A 23928-nucleotide genomic window follows, 5' to 3' on the forward strand; every position below is an offset into this window, starting at 1 on the left:
GTTGAGATCTCCAAAACCCCAACAGGATAAGCCGAAAGGCCGGAAGCGTGGCTGTCCCTCAATCATCATCGCCATCTCAGTGATCCGTTCTCTCAGCGGACGCGGTCTCTTTCATGCCACCTCCTTTTGCGAAAACACTGCTCGATAAGAGAGGGCGCTGCCCGCCAAAAGGCAAGGGAGCCGCAAAAAGAATCAATCGCCTCCAGGCCGGCCCCGGAGCTTCTTGATCTCCCCGCGACCCGACTTCTCCTTGAGACGCCGCTCGACGGAACCGCGCGTCGGCTTGGTCTTCTTGCGCGGCGGCGGCGGGGGTTCGGCAGCCTTCAGGATCAACTCCTTCAGGCGCTCGCGCGCATCCTCGCGGTTGCGCTCCTGGCTGCGAAAGCGGCTCGCCTCGATCATCAGCACGCCCTCTTTCGAGGCGCGCTTGCCGGCGATCTTCAGGGCGTTGGCCTTGATGCGATCGGAAAGCGCCGGAGACGCCTGGACGTTGAAGAACAGCTGAACGGCGGTCGACACCTTGTTGACGTTCTGCCCGCCCGGGCCACCGGCCAGCACGAATTGCTCCGTTAGCTCCCAGCCGGCAAGGACGATATTGTCGTTTATGTAGAGCGGGTCGCTGGCCATGGTTCACCTCGGCCCGATCTATGGCACAGAGCGAACCCGTTGAAAACACTGCGGCGCCGCGCGTCTCATCAGAGGCGCAAAGGTCGCCGTAGCACTTTGGCTCGCCTTAGATCGAAGGGGATTTAAAGGGACACAGAGCGGGCGCGAAAGCGAAAAACCCGGCCACAAGGACCGGGTTTCACGTGAATCATAGCCGACAATGTTTATTCGGCGGCGATCTTCGTACCGGGAGCCGCGTCGCGAACGCTGCCGTCCACATGGCTCTCGAACTTGGCGAAGTTCGTGATGAACATGTCGACCAGGCGGCGGGCCTGTGCGTCATAGGCTGCACCATCGGCCCAGGTCGAGCGTGGGTCGAGGATGCCGTCGTCGACGCCCGGGACCGAGACCGGAACGGCAAAGCCGAAGTTGGCATCGGTGCGCAGTTCCGCAGCGTTCAGCGAACCGTCAAGCGCGGCCGCGAGCAGAGCGCGCGTCACCTTGATCGGCATGCGGCTGCCGGTGCCGTAGGCGCCGCCGGTCCAGCCCGTGTTCACCAGCCAGCAGGTGACGCCGTTCTTGGCGATCAGGTCCTTCAGCAAGTTGCCGTATTCCGACGGGTGACGCGGCATGAACGGTGCGCCGAAGCAGGTCGAGAAGGTGGCTTCCGGCTCGGTAACGCCCTTTTCCGTGCCGGCGACCTTGGCGGTGTAGCCGGAAAGGAAGTGGTACATCGCCTGTTCCGGCGTCAGCTTGGCAATCGGCGGCATGACGCCGAAGGCATCGGCGGTCAGCATGATGATGGTGCGCGGCTGCGGTGCGGTGCCGGTGGCGCTGGCATTCGGGATGAAGTCGAGCGGATAGGCGCAACGGGTGTTTTCCGTCAGCGAACCGTCGTCGAAATCAGGAACGCGGCGCTCGTCAAGCACGACGTTTTCCATGACGGTGCCGAAGCGGCGGGTCGTGGCGTAGATTTCCGGCTCGGCGGCTTCCGACAGGCGGATCGCCTTGGCGTAGCAGCCGCCTTCGAAGTTGAAGACGCCCTGCTCGCCCCAGCCGTGCTCGTCGTCGCCGATCAGCGTGCGGGTCGGGTCGGCCGAAAGCGTCGTCTTGCCGGTGCCGGAGAGGCCGAAGAAGATCGCGGTGTCGCCGGCCGCGCCCACGTTTGCCGAGCAGTGCATCGGCATGACGCCCTTCTTCGGCAGCAGGTAGTTGAGAACGGTGAAGACCGACTTCTTCATTTCGCCGGCATAGGACGTGCCGCCGATGAGGATCAGGCCGTTGGTGAAGTCGCAGGCGATGACCGTCTCGGTGCGGCAGCCGTAGCGCTCCGGATCCGCCTTGAAGCTCGGCAGATCGATGATCGTCAGCTTCGGCAGGAAGGAGCCGAGCGCTTCGCGGGCTGGGCGAATCAGCAGATTGCGGATGAACAGCGAATGCCAGGCGTACTCGGTAACGACGCGCGTCGGCAGGGCGTTGTCGGCATCGGCGCCTCCAACCAGGTCCTGCACATAGAGCGACATGCCCTTGGCGTGCTCAAGCATATCCTTGCGCAGCAGGGCAAAATGCTCCGGAGACATCGGCTTGTTGTTGTCCCACCAGATCTGATCGTCGGTGTTCGCATCGCGAACGACGAACTTGTCCTTCGGCGAGCGACCGGTGTGCTGGCCGGTACGGGCGACGAGCGCACCGTGTGCCGTCAGCTCAGCCTCGCCGCGGCGAAGAGCTTCCTCATAAAGCTCTGCGGCTTCGAGGTTGTACCGAACCGTTTCCAGGTCGATAAAGCCGAGTTTTTCCAAGCCGTTCGCGAGATTGCGAGTGCCGAGTTGCTCCATGGTCAAGCTTCCTTCGTGTTTGGCCATTGGCGTTGAATTTCGCCGGACCTTACTTGCATGCTCGCTCAAAAACAAGGCGACGTCAAAAAAAGAATAATGATTTCAGTATATTAATCGATTTAAAGAAAATTAACGTTTTTTTAATCGGTTGAAATCGGCCTCCCGAACACCGATCTGACGGGACCTATCCTATCGTCACGACAGGTGCTTTTTGGGCTTCGCCACAATTTGTTCCACCTTTATACTCACTAACGCACCCGTGACTCGCGAATGCCGGAGTTTTCGGGGACGGGACCGGCACCTCAAAAGACGGAGTTGAACACGATGCAGACCATCGCGCTTGTCGATGATGACCGGAATATTCTGACGTCCGTATCCATCGCCCTGGAGGCAGAAGGCTACAAAGTCGAGACCTATACCGACGGCGCTTCCGCGCTCGAAGGCCTGCTCGCCCGGCCGCCGCAGCTTGCGATCTTCGACATCAAGATGCCGCGTATGGACGGCATGGAATTGCTGCGCCGCCTGAGGCAGAAGTCGGACCTGCCGGTGATCTTCCTCACCTCCAAGGATGAAGAGATCGACGAACTCTTCGGCCTGAAGATGGGCGCCGACGACTTCATCACCAAGCCGTTTTCGCAGCGCCTTCTGGTCGAACGCGTCAAGGCGATCCTGCGCCGCGCCGCCAACCGCGAAGCCGCGGCCGCCAATCCGAACAATACCGTCAAGGCAACCGACGCGCCGTCGCGCTCGCTCGAGCGTGGGCAGTTGGTGATGGATCAGGAGCGCCACACCTGTACCTGGAAGAGTGAGCCGGTGACCCTGACGGTGACGGAATTCCTCATTCTCCATTCGCTGGCGCAGCGCCCGGGCGTGGTGAAGAGCCGCGACGCACTGATGGACGCGGCCTATGACGAACAGGTCTATGTCGACGACCGCACCATCGACAGCCACATCAAGCGGCTGCGCAAGAAGTTCAAGATGGTCGACAACGACTTCGACATGATCGAGACGCTTTACGGTGTCGGCTATCGTTTCCGGGAGAGTGCCTGAGCCTCGGGGCTTGCCATCGCGCCCAGAGTGGCGCATTTGAAGCGGCGCGATGGTGATGGCCTCATCTGAGGCTCGACACGATCTCCGCCGTCTTCGGATCAAAACCATGGAAGGCGGCGCAACCGGCCGGCAGCGCCGCCGCTATCGAACGATTATGAAGGACAGTCCGCGCGGGAGCGGGACATTTGGTAGAAGTCTTGCACGGCGACATTGAAGACACTGACGGGCGTGCCCAGGCACTGAAGGGCCAGCGCCGCTGGGCGCATCCCTTCACGCTCATTCGTCGTCTCTTCGGCAATGCCGTCTTCTCGAGCCTCACCCGCCGTATCGTCTTCTTCAACCTGGTGGCGCTCGTCGTTCTGGTCGGCGGCATCATGTACCTCAACCAGTTCCGCGAGGGGCTGATCGACGCGCGCGTCGAAAGCCTTTTGACCCAGGGCGAAATCATCGCCGGCGCGATCTCCGCTTCCGCCTCGGTCGATACCAATTCGATCACCATCGATCCCGAAAAGCTGCTGGAGCTGCAGGCTGGCCAGAGTATCACGCCGCTGCCGAGCGACGAGGATCTCGACTTCCCGATCATCCAGGAGCGTGTCGCGCCGGTTCTGAGGCGGCTGATCTCGCCGACGCGCACCCGCGCCCGGCTGTTCGACGCGGACGCCGACCTGCTGCTCGATTCGCGCCATCTCTATAGCGGCGGCCAGGTGCTGCGCTTCGACCTGCCGCCGATCGAGCCGGAGGCGACGGGCATCGGCGAAAAACTCAACAGCTGGCTGAACAAGCTTTTGCAGCCGGGCAATCTGCCGCTCTATAAAGAACCGCCGGGTGGCAACGGCTCGATCTACCCTGAGGTGACCAATGCTCTGACGGGCGTGCGCGGCTATGTCGAGCGCGTTACCGAGAAGGGCGAGCTTATCGTTTCCGTGGCGGTGCCCGTCCAGCGCTTCCGCGCCGTTCTCGGCGTGCTCCTACTTTCGACCCAGGCCGGCGACATCGACAAGATCGTCCAGGCCGAGCGCCTCGCCATCATCCGCGTCTTCGGCGTCGCGGCGCTCGTCAACATCATCCTGTCGCTGCTTCTGTCGTCGACGATCGCCAATCCGCTGCGCAGGCTTGCGGCAGCAGCGGTGCGCGTGCGCCGCGGCGGCGCCAAGGAGCGCGAGGAAATTCCCGACTTCTCCTCGCGCCAGGACGAGATCGGCAACCTATCGGTCGCGCTGCGTGAGATGACGACTGCGCTCTATGACCGGATCGCCGCGATCGAAAACTTTGCCGCCGACGTCAGCCACGAACTGAAAAACCCCCTCACCTCACTGCGCAGCGCCGTCGAGACGCTGCCTTTGGCGCGGACCGACGAATCGAAGAAGCGGCTGATGGACGTCATCCAGCATGACGTCCGTCGCCTCGACCGCCTGATCAGCGATATCTCGGACGCCTCGCGTCTCGACGCGGAACTTGCCCGCAGCGACGCCAAGACGATCGATCTCGAAAAACTCCTCGGCGACCTCGTCGATATCTCGCGCCAGGTCCGCAGCAAGAAGAAGGCGGTGCTGCTCGATTTCGTCATCGACCGCAAGGACAGCCCCAAGGCGCGCTTTGCCGTCAGCGGCTACGACCTGCGCATCGGCCAGATCATCACCAACCTGATCGAAAACGCCCGTTCCTTCGTTCCCGAGGACGGCGGGCGGATCGCCGTGCGCCTCACCCGCTCGCGCTCGCGCTGCCTCGTCTATGTCGAGGACAACGGCCCGGGCATCCAGGCCGAAGACATCGACCGCATTTTCGAGCGCTTCTATACCGACCGGCCGGAAGGCGAGGATTTTGGACAGAACTCCGGCCTCGGGCTGTCGATCTCCAGGCAGATCGCCGAAGCCCATGGCGGCACGCTCAAGGCCGAGAACATCGCCGGACCGGATGGCCATATCACCGGCGCGCGCTTCGTCCTGTCCCTGCCCGCCGAGCCGCACGCGTGACAACGGCCCGCGCCAATGTCCACGGCACCGCAATCGTGCTCGGGACACGCGGCTTCCTGCTTACCGGCCCGTCCGGCAGCGGCAAATCCAGACTGGCGCTCGCCTGCATCACGGCCGCCCGGCAGGCTGGACATTTTGCAGCGCTCGTCGCCGACGACCGGGTGGATCTTGCGCTCGAACACGACCGGATCGTGGCGCGCTGCCCGCCCTCCATTCACGGCCTCATCGAAATCCGCGGCTCCGGCATCGGCACGATCGAAACCGTGCCTGCCGCCGTGATGGACTGGGCCATTCTGCCCGTCGCCGTCCCATTCGACCCGCGGCTACCGCCCGAAGACGAGACATTCCCCCTGCCACTCGGGCGCGTATTGCCGATTGTTCGCGTTCCCGTTGAAGAAGGCGCCCAGGTTCTCAATATTTTGCAGGCGCTCATCGCTGAAAAAATAGGTTTCTAGCTCGATTTACCGTCAGCGCGACCGGAATTTCGGCATTTTTGGCTTGCACTTCCCCTTTTCCTTGCCAAGATGCCCTCCCCAACAGGTGGACGAAATTGCTGCATTGCGATATCTGGCCATCAGTGAATTGCGTGTGCAGTTGGAGCGAAGATACCCATGATCGGACTTGTGCTTGTCACCCATGGCAAGCTGGCTGAGGAATTTCGACATGCGCTTGAGCATGTTGTCGGTCCGCAAAAAGCTATAGAGACCGTCTGCATCGGCCCCGAGGACGACATGGACCAGCGTCGGCAGGATATCCTCGACGCGGTCACCAATGTCGACGAAGGCAACGGCGTCATCATTCTCACCGACATGTTCGGCGGGACCCCCTCCAACCTCGCCATCTCGGTGATGCGCAGCGGCACCGTCGAAGTGATCGCCGGCGTCAACCTGCCGATGCTGATCAAGCTTGCCGGCGTGCGCGGCGAGAGCGACATGGACAAGGCACTTGTCGAGGCCTCCGAGGCCGGGCGGAAATACATCAACGTCGCCAGCCGCGTCCTGAGTGGAAAGTAATGGATCACCGCCCCGACATGTCGCTGACGCGCGAACTGCTGATCATCAACAAGCGAGGCCTGCATGCGCGGGCGTCAGCAAAGTTCGTGCAGACGGTTGAGGCCTATGACGCCGAGATCACCGTTTCGAAGGACGGCATGACCGTTGGCGGAACCTCGATCATGGGGCTGATGATGCTGGCCGCCAGCACCGGCTGCAGCGTTTGCGTGACCGCCAGCGGCGCGCAGGCCGAAGAAGCCCTGAACGCGCTCGACGCTCTGGTCGCCGACAAGTTCGGCGAAGAAATCTGACGGCAATATAAAGATATAAAGACTTCTTTATATCGAGGTTGCTCTCCACCCTGAATCCTGATAGATCGGTCGCACTCTCACCGCGTCGTATAGGCGTGGGAGGCATAATCGCGCCGCGGAGATGGCCAAGGCCGCGCGGCTTGAAGAGATCAGCCCGGAGAACTCCATGACCACCACTCAGGACTACATCGTCGCCGACATCGGACTTGCCGATTTCGGGCGCAAGGAAATTGCGATCGCCGAAACGGAAATGCCGGGCCTGATGGCCTGCCGCGAAGAGTTCGGCGCTTCGAAGCCGCTGAAGGGCGCGCGCATCACCGGCTCGCTGCACATGACCATCCAGACCGCCGTCCTCATCGAGACGCTGGTCGCGCTCGGCGCCGACGTACGCTGGGCTTCGTGCAACATCTTCTCGACCCAGGACCACGCCGCAGCCGCGATCGCCGCCAGCGGCGTTCCGGTCTTCGCCGTCAAGGGTGAGACGCTCGAAGAATACTGGACCTACACGGACAAGATCTTCCAGTGGGCCGACGGTGGCGTCTCGAACATGATCCTCGACGATGGTGGCGACGCCACCATGTACATCCTGCTCGGCGCCCGCGCCGAAGCCGGCGAGGACGTGCTCTCCAACCCGGGCTCCGAGGAAGAAGAAATCCTCGTCGCGCAGATCAAGAAGCGCCTTGCCGCTTCGCCGGGCTGGTTCACCAAGCAGCGCGACGCGATCAAGGGCGTGACCGAGGAAACCACCACCGGCGTCAACCGCCTCTACCAGCTCCAGGCCAAGGGCCTGCTGCCCTTCCCGGCGATCAACGTCAACGACAGCGTCACCAAGTCGAAGTTCGACAACAAGTACGGCTGCAAGGAATCGCTGGTCGACGGCATCCGCCGCGGCACCGACGTGATGATGGCCGGCAAGGTCGCCGTCGTCTGCGGTTACGGCGACGTCGGCAAGGGTTCGGCCGCCTCGCTTTCCGGCGCCGGCGCCCGCGTCAAGGTCACGGAAATCGACCCGATCTGCGCGCTCCAGGCCGCCATGGACGGCTTCGAAGTCGTCCAGCTCGAAGACGTCGTCTCGTCGGCCGACATCTTCATCACGACGACCGGCAACAAGGACGTCATCCGCATGGACCACATGCGCGAGATGAAGGACATGGCGATCGTCGGCAACATCGGCCACTTCGACAACGAGATCCAGGTCTCGGCTCTGCGTAACCTGAAGTGGACGAACATCAAGCCGCAGGTCGACATGATCGAGTTCCCGAGGGGCAACCGCATGATCCTGCTTTCGGAAGGCCGCCTGCTCAACCTCGGCAACGCCACCGGTCACCCGTCCTTCGTGATGTCGGCCTCGTTCTCCAACCAGGTCCTGGCCCAGATCGAGCTCTTCACCAAGGGTGAGAAGTACAAGAACGAAGTCTACGTCCTGCCCAAGGCGCTCGACGAGAAGGTCGCTCGCCTGCACCTCAAGAAGCTCGGCGCCAAGCTTTCGGAACTTTCCGAAGAGCAGGCCGACTACATCGGCGTGAAGACGCAGGGTCCGTTCAAGGCTGAGCACTACCGGTACTGATCCTTACCCGGGCAATCCACAACATCTTGTGGCCGCGTTCTTGACAAGAGAGCGCGGCCGCTTTTTTGGGCCTCTCCCTTCCCGACGATTCGACTAGGAAGTATGCTCTAACCCATTGATTCGTGATGCCGGTGCGGACCTTGGGCATCGCGGATGGGATGTCTTGTCGAATTAGCGGCAAACAGACGGAGACAGACCGGGGATGCAATCGGAACTGACGCGGACCCTTGAACAGGGCCCCGGTGGAACTGTGCAAGGCGCAGCAAGGCCGGCAGCACCCTTCGGACAGACGGGGATGGCAGCGCCATGAACAAAGACCACACAGATTTTCCGGCCATCCGCCGCAAGGGTCCGAAATTCCTGCGCCGCCTTTTGGCCGGCACCGCCCTTTTCACCGCCACGGATGCTCTCGCCCAGGTTGTCCCGCAAAAGGCCGGCATCTTCGGCTCGTCGGAAGTCGTCACCTTTTCCGTGCTGATCGGCGTCATTTCCGCTGCGATGATCTCGGCGATCTGGCTGATCCGCCAGCGCGGCAACATCGAGGCGGAAAACCGCGAGCTTAGGTCCGACCTTTCCGACGCCAACCAGCGCCTCTCGCGCTACCAGGCGCTGGTCGCCGACAAGAACCGCCGGATCGTCATCTGGGACGGGCTTCTCGAACGCGCCGAACTGCTCGGCCAGCTGCCGGCGGAAACCGGCGCGCCTTCCGACGACCGCGACTTCCTGGCCTTCGGCCGCTGGGTCAAGGCGCCGTCTGCAGGCGAGCTCGAAAAATCGATCGAGGCGCTTCGCACCCAGGCCCGCAGCTTCGATCTCGTCATCGAAACGCAGCGCAACGAAGTGCTGGAAGCCCAGGGACGCGTTTCCGGCGGCCGCGCCTTTGTGCGCTTCATCGCGCTCAACAACATGCGGGCGGAGCTCGCCGAACTGAAGCTCGAACACGACCGGCTCAATATCGCGCTTCGCTCCTTCCATACGCTCCTCGACGCAATCGACCTGCCCGTCTGGCAGCGCGGCACCGACGGCGCGCTCGTCTGGGTCAACGAAGCCTATGCCGACGCCGTCGAGGCACCCGATGTCGCCACCGCCGTCGCGGAAAAGCGCGAGTTGCTTGCGACCGTTGCGCGTGAAAAGATCCGGTCGGTCTCGACGTTCGATACGCCTTTCCACGACAAGGTCTCGACCGTCGTGCGCGGCAACCGCACCTTCTTCGACGTCGTCGACGCCCGCAGCGCCGCCGGTTCGGCCGGTATCGCAGTCGATATTTCGGGGATCGAGGCCGTGCGCGAAGAGCTCAACCGCACGCTCAAGAGCCATGCGGAAACGCTCGACCATCTGGCGACGCCCGTCGCGATCTTCGACGGCAACCAGCGTCTGCAGTTCTACAACCAGGCCTTCCAGCGCCTGTGGAACCTCGATATCGGCTTCTTGGAGCGCAAGCCGGACAATGGCGAAGTGCTCGATCGGCTGCGCGCCGGCGGCCAGCTGCCGGAACAGCTCAACTGGAAACAGTGGAAGGCGAACGCACTATCGGTCTACCAGGCGCTCGATACACAGAGCGACCTTTGGCACCTGCCGAACGGACAGACATTGCGCGTCTTTGCCACCGCCCGCCCGCAGGGCGGCGTTACCTGGGTGTTCGAGAACCTGACCGAGAAGGTCGACCTCGAAACGCGCTACAACACCCTCGTCCAGGTCCAGGGCGAAACCATCGATCACCTGGCCGAAGGCGTAGCGGTGTTCGGCCCGGACGGCCGCATCCGCCTGTCGAACCCGGCGTTTCGCGCGATCTGGGGCATCAGCGAGGCTGAAGCCAAACCCGGTACGCATATCAAGGCGATCGAGCAGGCCTGCCTGATCTCCTACGACCAGCCCGACGGCTGGAAGCGTTTCACCCACATCATCACCAGCTTCGACGACGAGCGGCCCTCCAGCCGCGGCATTCTCGAACTCAGGACCGGGCTGATTCTCGACTACGCGGTCATCCCGCTGCCGAACGCCCAGACGATGCTGACCTTCGTCAACATTACCGACAGCGTCCGGGTCGAGCGCGCGCTCACCGAAAAGAATGAGGCGCTGCGCAAGGCCGATGCGTTGAAGAACGACTTCGTCCACCACGTCTCCTACGAGCTGCGCTCGCCGCTCACCAACATCATCGGTTTTGCCGATCTCTTGAAGACGCCGGCTTTCGGCGACCTCAACGAGCGCCAGGCAGAGTATGTCGACCATATCGCCACGTCGTCGTCGCTGCTTCTGACGATCGTCAACGACATCCTCGATCTTGCGACCGTCGACGCCGGCATCGTCCAGCTCGACCTTGCCGACATCAGCCTCACCGATTTCCTCGACGACATCGCGTATCAGATGGCCGACCGTCTGACCGAAAGCGGCGTGACGCTCCGGATCGCCGCACCTGATAATCTCGGCCGGATGGTCGCCGATCAGCAGCGCCTGAAGCAGATCTTCGTCAAGCTGCTCACCAATGCCGCGAACTTCGCCCCCGATGGCAGCGTCATCGAACTGGCGTGCCGCCGCGAGGGCAGCGACTTCATCTTCTCGGTCTCCGACAGCGGCCCCGGCATTCCGCAGGACGTGCTCGACACGGTCTTCAACCGCTTTGAAAGCCACGGTCAGCGCGGCGGCGCCGGCCTCGGGCTTTCGATCGTCGAGAGCTTCGTCAGCCTGCATCACGGCACGGTCTCGATCCGCAGCAAGGAAGGCGAAGGCACGGAAGTGACCTGCCGCATCCCTTCGGCCGACGTGCCGGCCACCGTCGCGGCCGAATGATGCCGGCGATCGAGCGCCATCTTGCAAACGAGGCGGCAACGATCGAGCTTGGTGAGGACCTGGCGCTCGCCCTGAAGCCTGGCGACTGCGTCGCTCTTTCGGGCGATCTCGGCGCCGGCAAATCCACACTGGCGCGCGCCTTTTTGAGGGTCGTCGCCGATGACGACGGCCTGGAAGTGCCGAGCCCGACCTTCACGCTGGTCCAGAGCTACGACTTGCGCATACCCGTCGCGCATTTCGACCTTTACCGGCTGGCCGATTCCAGCGAGCTCGACGAACTGGGCTTCGATGAAGCCCTGTCGCAGGGCATCTGCCTGGTCGAATGGCCGGAACGGGCGGACGACGCCCTCCCCTCACGTCGCATCACGCTTGCGATCACCCACGAGAAGGACGGGCGACGCGTCGATATTTCGGCGCCTGATGACACGCTGCAGCGCATCGCCCGAACGCTTTCGATCCGCGAATTTCTCGATACGAACGGACATTCCAAGGCGCGGCGGCGGCACCTGAGCGGCGACGCCTCGATCCGGGCCTATGAGCGCATTTACCCGGCGGACGGCTCCGTTAGCCGGATTCTGATGGATTCGCCGCGGCACAAGCCGGGCCCGATCCTTCAGGACGGAAAGTACTATCAGCAGCTGGCGCATATCGCCGAAGATGTCGTTCCCTTCGTCGCCGTCGACCAGATGCTCATTGCCCGCGGCTTTGCGGCGCCTGAAATCTACGCCCGCGACATCGACCAGGGCATCCTCTTGATCGAAGATCTGGGCTCGGAGGGCGTCCTCCATGCGGACGGAGAGCCGATCGACGAACGCTACATCGAGAGCGCGCGGCTGCTTGCTCGCCTGCACGCGGAACCGGCCGAGGCCGAGATCAAGGTCGAGCCGACTGTGATCCACCGCATTCCGGATTTCGACCGGACGGCGATGAAGATCGAGACGCGGCTTTTGACCGACTGGTATCTGCCCTGGAAACGCGGCGCGCCGGCAAGCGACGACGAGAAGCGCGAATATGGAGAGATCTGGGACGGCCTGATCGACCTCCTGCAGACATCCGAAACGAACCTGCTGCTGCGCGATTTTCACTCGCCGAACATCATCTGGCGCGGGGAACGCGAAGGTCTGAACCGGATCGGCCTCATCGATTTCCAGGACGCAATGATCGGTCCGACTGCCTATGACGTCGCGTCCTTGGTTCAGGATGCCCGCGTCACCATCCCGCCTTCGCTCGCAAGCCGGATGATGGACGCTTATTTCGCCGAACGGCGCGGGGGTGGTAGCTTCGACGAGGCAATGTTCCTTCGCGACTGGCACCTGATGTCGGCGCAGCGCAACTGCAAGCTCGTCGGCATCTGGGTGCGACTGATGCAGCGCGACGGCAAGCCCGGCTACATGAAGCACATGCCGCGCACTTTCGCCTATCTTCAGGCGGCGCTTTCACATGAATCGCTGAAACCCTTGCACGACTGGTGTATGAAGACCGGAATCCTCGTTTCCGAATCAGCGAACTGACAGAGAATCAATGTCGATCAGCAATGCGATGGTGCTCGCCGCGGGCCTCGGCACCCGTCTTCGTCCGATCACCAACACCATACCAAAGCCGCTCGTCGAGATCGCCGGCAAGCCGATGATCGACTACGTGCTGGACCTCCTGGTGGAGGCCGGCGTCAGCACGGCCGCGGTCAACGTGCATCATTTCGCCGACCTGATGGAAGGCCATCTCAGCCAACGCAGCGCCCCGGAGATCGTGATTTCGGACGAGCGCGAGGCGCTGATGAATTCCGGCGGCGGTCTCGCCAAGGGGCTGAAACTGCTGCCGGAGGGGCCGGTTCTGGTGATGAATGCCGATCTCTTCTGGGTCGGCGAGCCCAAGGGCAAGCCCAGCAACCTGACGCGCCTGGCCGCCGCCTTCGACGCGGAGCGCATGGACATGCTGCTCCTTTGCGTGCGCGACGAGGATACGACCGGCCACAACGGCAAGCGGGATTTCTCGCTGGGTGACGACGGCAAGCTCACGCGCTACGCCGAAGGCCTGCCGAACCCGGTGGTCTATGCCGGCGCGATCGCGCTTCACTCCCGGCTTTTTGCCGACGCGCCCGACGACGCCTTCAATCTCAACATCTACTTCGATCGCGCCGCCGAAGAAGGCCGTCTTTACGGCCTGCTGCTCGACGGTCACTGGATGACGGTCGGAACGCCCGAGGCGATCGGCGAAGCGGAGGCGGCGATCCGCCGCCACCAGCCGGAGGGATGAGCGTGCGTGGCCGCCGGTCCAACGTCTTCACGATCCCGCCCGGCCTCCCCTTCCTGAAGACGCTCGCCGAAAAGCTTTGCGACGGTAGCCTGACGCCGGACTTCCGCTACGACCCGGCCGATCCCCTGCCGCTTGCCGGCGTGACGATCTTCGTGCCGACGCGGCGCTCGGCCCGTGTGCTCCGGTCCGAGTTCGTCGACCTGCTCGGCGGCCGCTCCACCATCCTGCCCACGATCAAGGCGCTCGGCGAGACCGATGACGACAGCGGCTTCTTCGATGCCGAGGTGCCGGCGATCCTCGATCTCGCCCCGCCCCTGCCCGGGACCGCACGCCTGATCGAGCTTGGCCGGCTTATCCTCGCCTGGCGCAACCGGCTGCCGAAGGTGGTGCTCGACATCCATGCGGAGAGCCCGCTGATTGCGCCGGCAAGCCCTGCCGATGCGATCTGGCTCGCGCGCAATCTTGCCGACCTCATCGACGCGATGGAGACGGAAGAACTCGACTGGGACAAGCTCGACAAGCTCGATGCCGGCGAGCACGCCCTCTGGTGGCAGCTGACGCTCGAATTCCTGAAGATTGCCCGCAGCTACTGGCCGGAACGGCTGGAGGAACTAAAACAATCCTCGCCCGCGCGCCACCGCAACGCGATCCTGCAGGCCGAGACGCAGCGCATCGCCGCCGGCAAGATCGAGGGCCCGATCATCATTGCCGGTTCGACCGGCTCCATTCCCGCAACGGCCACGCTGATTGCCGCCGTGCAGAAGCTGCCCAACGGTACGATCGTGCTGCCTGGCCTCGACCAGACGATGAGCGAGGCCGAATGGGACATGATCGTCGCCAACGCCGCCCTTGACGGCAGGCCGGACCCGGCAAGCCGCAGCCACCCGCAATACGGCTTTTACAGGCTGCTGAAACGCATGAGCGTTCTGCGGCCCGACGTGACCGCCCTGGCTGTCGCCGAGGTCGACCTCGAAGTCCGTGCCGAGATCCTGTCGCACGCTCTTCTGCCGGCCAAGGCGACCAATGCATGGACCGCGATGCGCAGCGAGCTGGATCCGGCGTTGCTGCAGCAAGCCTTCCAGGATGCAGCCCTCATCGAAACCGCCAACGAACGCGAGGAAGCGGCCGCGATCGCGGTCGCCTTGCGGCTCGCGCTCGAAGGCAGCGACGAGAGCCAGGCAGCGCTGATCACGCCGGACCGCAATCTCGCACGGCGGGTCGGCGCCGAGCTTGCCCGCTTCGGCATCGAGGCCGACGATTCCGCCGGTACGCCTCTCATCGCGACGCCGCAGGGCAGCCTGCTGCGGCTGCTGCTAGAAGCATGCCTGCGCCCCGGCGATCCCGTGCCGTTCGTCGCGCTTCTCAAGCATCCGCTGGCGCGCTTCGGGCTTTCCCGCGACAGGATGCGCGAAGGGGCCGACGCGCTGGAACGCATGGCACTGCGTGGCAGCACCGCGACGGTCGATCTGCTGGTGCTCGAATCCGTGCTCGACGCGGCGATCGTCCGGCACAAGACCGATCGCCATCCACCGGAATGGCGCATCGGCATCGGGAATGACGCGCTTCAGGCGGCCCGCGACGTGGCGGCGAAGATCGGTCTCGCGGTGGCGCCGCTCGCCTCCGCGCTGACGCGCAGCCGGGACGGCAGCCGCGTGTTTTCGGACGAATTTACCTTTGCCGACTGGGCGATGCGCACCGGCGAGGCCCTGGAAGCGGCCTCAGCCGACGAGCGTGGCGACCTCGGTGGGCTTTGGTCCGGCGAGGCCGCCGATACGCTCGCAACTCTCCTTCGCGGCATCATCGAGACCGACGGCCAGATGACCGCGGACGGGCCGCAATGGTGCGATGTCGTCGAAGCCCTGTCGGCCAGCGCCGCGGTCAAGCCTCGCTCCATGCGCCATCCGCGGGTGTTCATCTTCGGCGCGCTGGAATCGCGCCTGCAGAGCATGGACCTGGTGGTTCTCGGCGGCCTGAACGAAGGCAATTGGCCGGGCCAGACGGCCAACGATCCGTTCCTGTCGCGCACCATGAAGACGGGGATCGGTCTTGAGCCGCCTGAACGACGCATCGGCCAGCTTGCGCACGACTTCCAGATGGCCTGCGGCACAAGGCGGCTGATCTTCACCCGCTCGATGCGCCAGGGCGCAGCACCCACCGTCGCCTCGCGCTGGCTGCAGCGGCTGCTGGCGCTCGGCGGCGAACGGCTGACGCGAGCGCTGCACGCCAATGGCGCCGACTATCTCGCCTGGGCCCGCATGCTTGACGACGGCGGCCGCCAGCCGCTGGCCGAGCGCCCCGCCCCCAAGCCACCGGCGGACCTGCAGCCGCGCAAGTACTCTTTCAGCGAAGTGTCGCGGCTACGGCGCGACCCCTACGCGATCTATGCGCGACGCATCCTTCGGCTGGATCCGCTGCTGCCGTTCAACAGCGACCCCGGCCCGGCCGAGCGCGGCACGCTTTACCACCAGATCGTCGAGCGTTTCGTACGCGCGGGCGTCGATCTGATGTTGCCGGCGGCGGAAGAGGTCATGCACCGGCTGCTGAACGAGGCTTTCGACGAGGCGCGACTGCCCACCCATATCGACACGATCTGGCGGCCGCGCTTTGCCGCGGTCGGCTTGGCCTTCATCAAATGGGAACGGGACCGCGCCCGCTTCATCCGCCGGTCGCGCACCGAAGTGGCGGCATCGATGGAGCTCGGCGTCGCCGACATGCGGCTGACCGGCATTGCCGACCGGCTCGATACGCTGACCGACGGCAGCGTCGAGATCGTCGACTACAAGACCGGCTCGAGCCCATCGACCAAGGAAGCGCGCGTGCTGCTCGACCCGCAGCTCGCGCTGGAAGCCGCGGCCCTCAAGGCCGGCGCCTTTAAGGACGTGCCGCCCAGCCACCCACAGTCGCTGCTCTATGTCCGGCTCAAACCGGGCGCGCGCTTCAAACCGGAAGCGGTCAACAACGAAGGCAGCAAGTCGAAGGAGACGAAGTCGGCCGATCAGCTTGCGGACGAGTCGCTTGCCGAACTCAGGAAGCTGCTATGCGCGCTGCTTTCGGGCAAGCATGGCTTTGCCTCGCGCGTGATTGTTCAGAAAGAGCGCGATTATGGCGGCGAATACGACCATCTGGCACGCGTAGCCGAATGGTCGACGGCCGACAGCGAAGAGGAGGATGGCGATGAGGGATGACGACCTCGGCCCCGAACAGGCGACGCCTCAAAGCTGGCTCGACTGGACCTCGCGCCGGCAGTCGCTGGCTTCGGACCCGGACCGCTCCGCCTGGGTGTCGGCCAATGCCGGCTCCGGCAAGACCCACGTGCTGACCCAGCGGGTGATACGGCTGCTGCTTGCCGGCTGCCGCCCCTCGGCGATCCTCTGCCTCACCTATACCAAGGCGGCGGCCTCCGAAATGTCGAATCGCGTGTTCGAACGGCTGGCCGAATGGGTAACGCTCGACGACGCGACGCTCGAAAAGCGGATCGAGGCGATTGAGGGCGAGCGGCCCGGGCGCTTGAAGCTGCAGGAGGCGCGGCGCCTGTTCGCCCGCGCGCTGGAGACCCCGGGCGGCCTGAAGATCCAGACGATCCATGCCTTTTGCGAGGCGCTGCTGCACCAGTTTCCGCTGGAGGCCAATGTCGCCGGCCATTTCTCGGTTCTCGACGATCGCGCGGCTGCGGTTCTGCTTGCCGATGCGCGCCGGCTGCTGCTGACCGCGACCGCGGCCAAGGACGATCCGGCTCTTGCCCACGCCTTTGCCACCGTGCTCGACATCGCCGACGATACCGGCCTGGAAAAGCTGCTGGCCGCAATCGTCGAAAACCGAACCGCGATCCAGGTCTTCCTCGAACATGCCGACGGGCTCGGCGGCACCGAGGCCGAGCTGCGCCGGGCGCTGAAGCTTTCGCCGGGGGAAAGCGTCGACGGCGCCATGGCGACGATCTGGCCCTTGGCGGGCTTGAACGGCGCGGCGCTCGAACGGTACTTCTCGCTCGCCACCAGCGTCGGCGGCACGAAGGTGCTCGACTTTGCGGAGGGGCTGAGGACCGTTTCGAAGATGACGGATCTCAGCGCGCGCTATGACGGGCTCAGGCATCTGTTCTTCACCGGCACGGGCAAGCCGCGGGCGCAATCCGCCTTCCTCAACAAGGCGATGCAGCAGGCTGCCCCCGATCTCATTGACCTCGTGGACGAGGCCTATCGCCATGTCGTCGCCTGCATCGATCACATCAGCATCCTCAGGATGTTCGAGGCGACGCTGGCGGCGCTGACGCTCGCCGGGCGGCTGAATACCGACTACGAGGAACTGAAGCGACGCCGCAGCCAGCTCGATTTCGAGGACCTGATCAACCGCACGGCGGCGCTCTTTGCCCGCGGCGACGTCAGCGCCTGGGTACACTACAAGCTCGACCAGGGCATCGACCATATCCTCGTCGACGAGGCGCAGGACACCAGCCCGGCGCAGTGGACGATCATCCAGGCGCTGGCTTCCGACTTCTTCTCGGGCGAGAGCGCACGCGGTACTGCCCGCACGATGTTTGCTGTCGGTGACGAGAAACAGTCGATCTACTCCTTCCAGGGCGCCCGTCCGGAGCGGTTTTCGCGCGAGAGCCAGGAGACCGAACGGCGGGTGCGCGACGGCGGCAAGGCTTTCGAGCCCATCCGCCTGCAGCTCTCCTTCCGCTCGACCGTCGACGTGCTTTCGGCCGTTGACGCCGTCTTTGCCAATCCGGCGCATGCGCGAGGCCTCAGCGCCCGCAACGAGCCCGTGGTGCATGCTTCGAACCGCATCGGCCATCCCGGCGCCGTCGACATCTGGGACGTGATTGCCGCCGAACCGGTGGATACAGACGAGGAATGGACCGCCGCCTTCGACGCAACGCCGGAGAGTGCGCCGGTCAACATCCTCGCCCGCCGGATCGCAGCCACGCTGGAAAGCTGGATCGGCAAGGAGACGATCGTCGAGAAGGGCGTTCGCCGGCCGATGCGCCCGGGCGACGTGATCGTACTGGTCCGCAAGCGCGACGCCTTCGTCAATGCTCTGACGAGAGCACTCAAGCGCCGCAACAACATTCCGGTCGCCGGCGCCGACCGGTTGGTGCTCACCAAGCATATTGCCGTCCAGGACCTGCTCGCCCTCGGGCGGTTCGTGCTGTTGCCGCAGGACGACCTGTCGCTGGCCGCGCTGATGAAAAGCCCGCTGTTCAACCTCGGCGAAGACGCGCTGTTCGAACTCGCGGCGCGGCGCGGCGAAGGCGAAAGCCTCTGGGAGAGGCTGCAGCATGAAGCCGATGACGGTATCCTGTTTCACCAGACGGCGCGAACGCTGAAATCCTACATGGCGCTCGCAAGCCAGCTGGCGCCGCATGACTTCTATGCCCGCGTCCTCGGCGTGCATGGCGGCCGCGCCGCCTTTCTCGCGCGGCTTGGCACCGAGGTCAGCGACATTCTCGACGAGTTCCTGACCTTCGCGCTCGACCAGGAAAGAAGCGGCCTGCCCGGCCTGCAGGCCTTCGTCTCGACGCTGGAAATGGAAGCGCCGACGGTCAAGCGCGAGCAGGACAAGGAACGCGACGAAGTCCGGATCATGACCGTGCACGCGGCCAAGGGCCTGGAAGCGCCAGTCGTCTTCCTCGCCGATGGCGGCGGGGCGGCGTTCAGCAACCAGCATGTGCCCTCTCTTCGCTTCCTGGAGCTTGCCCAGAGAGACGGCACCGTCCTGCCGCTTCCGGTGTGGCGCGCGCCGGGCGCGGAATCGAACTCGCTCATCACCGCCGACGGCGAGCGGCTGAAGACGCTGGCTGAGGAAGAATATCGTCGCCTGCTCTATGTCGGCATGACCCGCGCCGCCGACCGCCTGATCGTCTGCGGTTATCGCGGCCAGCGGGCCGTTACCGATACATGGCACGCTATGGTTCAGGCGAGCCTTGCCGGAGACGAGAGCGGCCGCGGCCACCCGACCAGTTTTCACGCCGGCGGCGAGGAATGGTCCGGCCATGCCTGGCGCGAGAAGCAGCTCGAACGCGATCTGCCCTCCGGCGATGCGCGCTCGGCCGATTCGGGCCGTCCCGCCACCGCCCTGCCAAAGGCGCTTTCGACGCCACTGCCGCCGCAAAAACGGCTGCCGCGGCCGCTCAGTCCTTCCGGCGTCGGCATCGCGGTTGACGAGGACGATGGCGATGCGCTCGTCGGCTCGGCTCTTTTCTCAGAAAAGGCCCCGGCAAACCTCTCGATGCTGCGCGGCGCCATCCTGCACCGCCTGCTGCAGGTTCTGCCCTCGATGGCGGGAGACGATCGCCGGGCCGCGGCCGAACGCTATCTCGAGCGATCCGTGCCCAGTTGGCCTTCAGAACAACGCGCCGCACTGATCGCCAGCATCGAAACCGTGCTCGACCATCCGGACCTCGGCGCAGTTTTCTCGGTGAGCAGCCGGGCCGAGGTTTCGGTCATGGGTACGCTGACGCTCGGCAAGCGTGAGCACGCGGTTTCAGGCCGGATCGACCGGCTGGCCGTCCGCGATGGCGTCGTGACGATTGCGGACTTCAAGACCAACAGGCAGGTGCCGGCATCGCCTAACGACATTCCCTTCGCCTACACGGCGCAGCTTGCCATCTACCGCGCGCTCCTGCAGCCGCTTTATCCGGCGCATGCGTTTCGGTGTGTGCTGATCTTCACCGAGGGGCCGGCAATCCACGTCGTTCCCGACCAGGCACTCGACAGGAGCCTTGAAGACCTCGCAACAAAGTGAGATACCCGATATTGAAAATCCAGCGGTGCCTTCTCACATGAGACACAACATCTGGATACTGCCATTCCGAACGCAAGGAGCAGCCTATGGCTACTGTAAAGGTCGATACGTCCAATTTTCAGCAGGAAGTGCTGAACTCCGCCGAGCCGGTGGTTGTCGATTTCTGGGCTGAATGGTGCGGCCCGTGCAAGATGATCGCCCCGAGCCTCGAGGAAATCTCGAACGAACTCGCCGGCAAGGTCAAGGTTGCCAAGCTCAACATCGACGAAAACCCGGAACTGGCCGCCCAGTACGGCGTTCGCTCGATCCCGACGCTCGCCATGTTCAAGGCCGGCGAAGTGGCTGACATCAAGGTTGGCGCCGCCCCGAAGACGGCCCTGTCCTCGTGGATCTCCACGGCGGTCGCTTAAAGCGAGTTCACTGCTGAAAACGTTGAAAGCCCGGCATGCCGGGCTTTTTTCTTGTCTTAAATCTGGAAGCGGGATGGCGGTCCCAGCTGCCGATCACTTCGGCGGCGTGCCGTTGTCGGCAAGCACATCGCCCACCAGATAGAGCGAGCCACCGATCAGGATGCGCGGCGGCGCCGGATCTTCGTCGACCAGATTGGCGATGACCGTCAGCGCCTCGGCAACGGACGAGACCGCCGAAGCCTCGAAGCCGACCGATGCGGCATCACTGGCCAGCGCCACAGGATCAAGCCCAGCATCGGAACCGCGGATCGGAACGGTGAAGACCTGCTCGGCGAGATCGAGGAAGGCGCGGAAGTAGCCGATCGGCTCCTTGGTGTTGATCATGCCGATGATCAGGAACAGGGGGCGCGATTCGCGCTCCTCGAAGGTCGCCATTGCCTCGGCGATCACCTGACCGGCGCCGGGATTGTGGCCGCCGTCGACCCAGATCTCCGCGCCATTGGGCCCGTAATGCGTGAGCTTACCGCTGGTCAGGCGCTGCAGGCGTCCGGGCCATTCGACGCCCGCGAGGCCCCTCTCGATCGCCGCTTCGGAAACATCGAAACCGGCGGCCCGCACCGCGCGGATGGCGGCTGCGGCATTGGCATACTGGTGGCGCCCCGGCAGCTTCGGCAGCGGCAGATCGGCGAGCCCGCCTTCGTCCTGATAGACGAGGCGACCGAACTCCTCATGCGCCATGAAATCCTGGCCATAGACAAACATCGGGCAACCGAGGCGTTCCGCCGTCGAGACGAGCACGTCACGGGCGGCCTCTTCCTCCTGCTGGCCGATTACCACGGGGCAGCCACGCTTCATGATGCCGGCCTTTTCGGCGGCTATCAGCTCCACCCGATCACCGAGATGGGCCTGATGGTCGAGCGAGATCGGCATGACGACCGAGACGGCCGGCCGGGCAATAACGTTGGTCGCGTCGAAGCGGCCGCCGAGACCAACCTCGATGATCGCCACGTCGGCCGGGTGCTCGGCAAAGAGCAGGAAGGTGACGGCGGTCAGGATCTCGAAGACGGTGATCTTCTCGCCGCCATTGGCTTCGGCGACGCGACGCACGGCATCGGCGAGAACGGGATCGCTGACGAGCCTGCCCTTGCCACCCTTGACGCCCAGGCGATAGCGCTCGTGCCAGTTGACGAGATGCGGCGACGTGTGGACGTGAACGCTGAGGCCGGCTGCTTCGAGGATCGCCCGCGAAAACGCGGTCGCCGAGCCCTTGCCGTTGGTACCGGCGACATGGATCACCGGCGGAAGACGATCCTGGGGATTGCCGAGGGCGGCGAGAAGCCGGGTGATCCTGTCCAGCGACAGGTCGAAGCCCTTGGGGTGAAGGGCGAGAAGTTTTTCGATCTCGTAGCCCGCTTCGCTGGCTTCCACCGCTGCCATCTCTTAACCCCGCCCCGACACGCTCGGCTGCTACAGCGCGCGCCTTATAGGCCGTCTACCGATCGCTGTAACGCCTTGAGTTGCAGCATCCCCACACACAAGAAATCGCGGAGATGCATTATTTTGTTCTACGCAGTTCGACCAGCCCAGCGCTTATTCAAGCGCTGGCAGCGACCGGCAAGGCGGCCGGCTGCGTGCCGCCGTTGAGCTTCGAGGCTTCCGCCGGCTTCTTCATCAGGATTTTCAGGACCCGGGCGAGCGTCGACGGCAGATCATGGCGCTTGACGACCATGTCGACCATGCCGTGCTCCAGCAGGTATTCCGACGTCTGGAAACCTTCCGGCAGTTTCTCGCGCAGCGTCTGCTCGATCACGCGCTTCCCGGCAAAGCCGATTTCCGCGCCGGGCTCGGCCATGTGAATGTCGCCGAGCATCGCGTAGGATGCGGTGACGCCACCGGTGGTCGGGTTGGTGAGTACGACGATATAGGGGAGGCCGGCTTCCTTCAGCATGTTGACGGCAACCGTGGTGCGCGGCAGCTGCATCAGCGACAGGATGCCTTCCTGCATGCGGGCGCCGCCCGAAGCCGGGAAGATGACCAGCGGGCACTTCTCGGCGATCGCCCGTTCGAAGGCCTTGATGATCGCCTCGCCGGCAGCCATGCCGAGCGAGCCGCCAATGAAGTTGAACTCGTGCACGACGGCGACGAGTTTGACGCCCTGGACGCGGCCGAGACCGGCGACGATCGTGTCTTCGAGTTCAGTCTTGGCGCGGCTGTCGCGCAGACGATCGACGTATTTCTTGGAATCGCGGAACTTCAGCGGGTCCTGAGCAACCTTCGGCTGCGGAAACGCTTCAAAGATGCCGCCGTCGAACAGGTCCTTCAACCGCGCCTTGGCCGGCATCTTCATGTGGAAGCCGGACTGCGGGATGACCCACTTGTTTTCCTCGAGATCGCGATGGAACACCATCTCGCCGGTTTCCGGGCACTTGATCCAGAGATTTTCCGGAACTTCCCGGCGGCCCAGCATCGAGTTGATCTTCGGCCGAACGTAGTTTGTGATCCAGTTCACTTAGTAACTCCTGAAGATTTCCTTCGGGTTGTGCGCGCTAATATAGGCAATTATTCGGCTGCTGCGAGACGTGCGGACCGCACGCCTGCCGAGAGCCCTCTCACCAGCGCTTCGACACCCGGAACCGTCGCATCGGTCGCCTTGCCCTCTTCGGTCAGGCTCGACGCGATCTGGTTGACGATCGCCGTACCGACGACCACGCCATCGGCAGATGCTCCGATGGCCCTTGCATGTTCCGCCGTCTTGACGCCGAAACCGACGCAAACGGGCAGATTGGTGTGTGCCTTGATACGCCCGACGGCGCCGGCGATCAACGACGGATCGGGCAGAGCCGAACCGGTGATGCCGTTCATCGACACGTAATAGACGAAACCGGAGGTGTTTTCGAGGACCTTCGGCAGGCGACGGTCGTCCGTGGTCGGCGTCGCCAGGCGAATGAAGTTGATGCCCTTCTCCAGCGCCGGGATGCAGAGTTCGTCGTCCATCTCCGGCGGCAGGTCGACGACGATCAGGCCGTCAATGCCGGCGGCCAGCGCATCCGTCAGGAAGCGGTCGACGCCGTAGATATAGATCGGGTTGTAATAGCCCATCAGCACGATCGGCGTGCGCTGGTCGTCCTCACGGAAACGGCGGGCGATCTCAAGCGTCTTTGCGAGCGTCTGTCCGCTTTTCAGCGAGCGTTGACCGGCCAGCTGGATCGCCGGGCCGTCGGCCATCGGGTCTGAGAAAGGCATGCCGAGTTCGATGACGTCGGCGCCGGCCTTCGGCAGCGCCTTCATGATTGAGACCGACGTCTCGAAATCCGGATCGCCGCCCATGAAATAGGTGACGAGGACCGGACGTCCTTCGGCCGCAACATCGGCAAATCGCTTGTCCATGCGTGCGGTCATGATC

General features: G+C 64.0%; 17 protein-coding genes. 12 read left to right on the forward strand and 5 right to left on the reverse strand.

Annotated elements, in window-relative coordinates:
- Positions 1–192: 192 nt before the first annotated feature.
- Together arfB and IB277_RS25350 are read right to left on the reverse strand one after the other, a co-directional pair.
- Positions 193–627 (reverse strand): alternative ribosome rescue aminoacyl-tRNA hydrolase ArfB, encoded by a 435-nt coding sequence (gene arfB, locus IB277_RS25345; protein WP_034801693.1) that lies wholly within the window; start codon positions 625–627, stop codon positions 193–195.
- Positions 628–830: 203 nt separating this feature from the next.
- On the reverse strand, positions 831–2441 hold the full coding sequence (locus IB277_RS25350) for a phosphoenolpyruvate carboxykinase (protein ID WP_060608919.1): 1611 nt from the start codon (positions 2439–2441) through the stop codon (positions 831–833).
- 324 nt (positions 2442–2765) lie between these two features.
- Here IB277_RS25350 and chvI point away from each other — a divergent pair, with 324 nt between their 5' ends.
- The 12 genes from chvI (at position 2766) to trxA (ending at position 20525) form a co-directional block, all read left to right on the forward strand.
- Positions 2766–3491: a two-component system response regulator ChvI gene (gene chvI / locus IB277_RS25355; RefSeq protein ID WP_034801691.1), complete on the forward strand. Its 726-nt coding sequence runs from the start codon at positions 2766–2768 to the stop codon at positions 3489–3491.
- A 239-nt stretch (positions 3492–3730) separates the two neighbouring features.
- Complete coding sequence (locus IB277_RS25360; protein ID WP_246812825.1) at positions 3731–5464, forward strand: sensor histidine kinase; 1734 nt, start codon at positions 3731–3733, stop codon at positions 5462–5464.
- A complete protein-coding gene (locus IB277_RS25365) occupies positions 5461–5919 on the forward strand; it encodes an HPr kinase/phosphorylase (protein ID WP_110819716.1) in 459 nt (152 codons plus the stop codon). The genes IB277_RS25360 and IB277_RS25365 overlap by 4 nt, the downstream gene beginning before the upstream one ends.
- Positions 5920–6075: 156 nt before the next feature.
- The gene (locus tag IB277_RS25370; protein ID WP_034801684.1) at positions 6076–6477 is read left to right on the forward strand and encodes a PTS sugar transporter subunit IIA; all 402 of its coding nucleotides are present in this window, start codon (positions 6076–6078) and stop codon (positions 6475–6477) included.
- Complete coding sequence (locus tag IB277_RS25375; protein ID WP_043624332.1) at positions 6477–6767, forward strand: HPr family phosphocarrier protein; 291 nt, start codon at positions 6477–6479, stop codon at positions 6765–6767. Before IB277_RS25370 ends, IB277_RS25375 begins: the two co-directional genes overlap by 1 nt.
- Positions 6768–6933: 166 nt before the next feature.
- Positions 6934–8334, forward strand: a complete 1401-nt coding sequence (gene ahcY / locus IB277_RS25380) for an adenosylhomocysteinase (RefSeq protein ID WP_110819723.1) — start codon at positions 6934–6936, stop codon at positions 8332–8334.
- Positions 8335–8640: 306 nt separating this feature from the next.
- Positions 8641–11121, forward strand: coding sequence for a PAS domain-containing sensor histidine kinase (locus IB277_RS25385; protein ID WP_192372013.1), 2481 nt, complete (start codon positions 8641–8643; stop codon positions 11119–11121).
- Complete coding sequence (gene tsaE, locus IB277_RS25390) at positions 11121–12632, forward strand: tRNA (adenosine(37)-N6)-threonylcarbamoyltransferase complex ATPase subunit type 1 TsaE (RefSeq protein ID WP_110819714.1); 1512 nt, start codon at positions 11121–11123, stop codon at positions 12630–12632. The genes IB277_RS25385 and tsaE overlap by 1 nt, the downstream gene beginning before the upstream one ends.
- Before the next feature lie 10 nt (positions 12633–12642).
- On the forward strand, positions 12643–13374 hold the full coding sequence (locus tag IB277_RS25395; RefSeq protein ID WP_090295144.1) for a nucleotidyltransferase family protein: 732 nt from the start codon (positions 12643–12645) through the stop codon (positions 13372–13374).
- A 2-nt stretch (positions 13375–13376) separates the two neighbouring features.
- On the forward strand, positions 13377–16559 hold the full coding sequence (addB, locus tag IB277_RS25400; RefSeq protein WP_252160433.1) for a double-strand break repair protein AddB: 3183 nt from the start codon (positions 13377–13379) through the stop codon (positions 16557–16559).
- The gene (addA, locus tag IB277_RS25405; RefSeq protein WP_110819712.1) at positions 16549–20115 is read left to right on the forward strand and encodes a double-strand break repair helicase AddA; all 3567 of its coding nucleotides are present in this window, start codon (positions 16549–16551) and stop codon (positions 20113–20115) included. Before addB ends, addA begins: the two co-directional genes overlap by 11 nt.
- 86 nt (positions 20116–20201) lie before the next feature.
- A complete protein-coding gene (gene trxA / locus IB277_RS25410; protein ID WP_034801674.1) occupies positions 20202–20525 on the forward strand; it encodes a thioredoxin in 324 nt (107 codons plus the stop codon).
- A gap of 93 nt (positions 20526–20618) precedes the next feature.
- On the opposite strand, the gene IB277_RS25415 is transcribed toward trxA, so the two are convergent.
- The 3 genes from IB277_RS25415 to trpA all read right to left on the reverse strand — a co-directional run bounded on the left by IB277_RS25415 (position 20619) and on the right by trpA (position 23924).
- Positions 20619–21962 carry a folylpolyglutamate synthase/dihydrofolate synthase family protein gene (locus IB277_RS25415; RefSeq protein ID WP_110819711.1) on the reverse strand — a complete coding sequence of 448 codons (1344 nt, stop codon included), beginning with the start codon at positions 21960–21962 and terminating at the stop codon, positions 20619–20621.
- Between the two features lie 157 nt (positions 21963–22119).
- Entirely contained in the window at positions 22120–23034 is a 915-nt protein-coding gene (gene accD / locus IB277_RS25420) for an acetyl-CoA carboxylase, carboxyltransferase subunit beta (protein ID WP_034801670.1), read from the reverse strand.
- Between the two features lie 50 nt (positions 23035–23084).
- A complete protein-coding gene (gene trpA, locus IB277_RS25425; protein ID WP_034801668.1) occupies positions 23085–23924 on the reverse strand; it encodes a tryptophan synthase subunit alpha in 840 nt (279 codons plus the stop codon).
- Positions 23925–23928 lie beyond the last annotated feature (4 nt).

The organism is Ensifer sp. ENS07, assembly GCF_014852185.1.
Taxonomy (GTDB): Bacteria; Pseudomonadota; Alphaproteobacteria; order Rhizobiales; family Rhizobiaceae; genus Ensifer; species Ensifer adhaerens.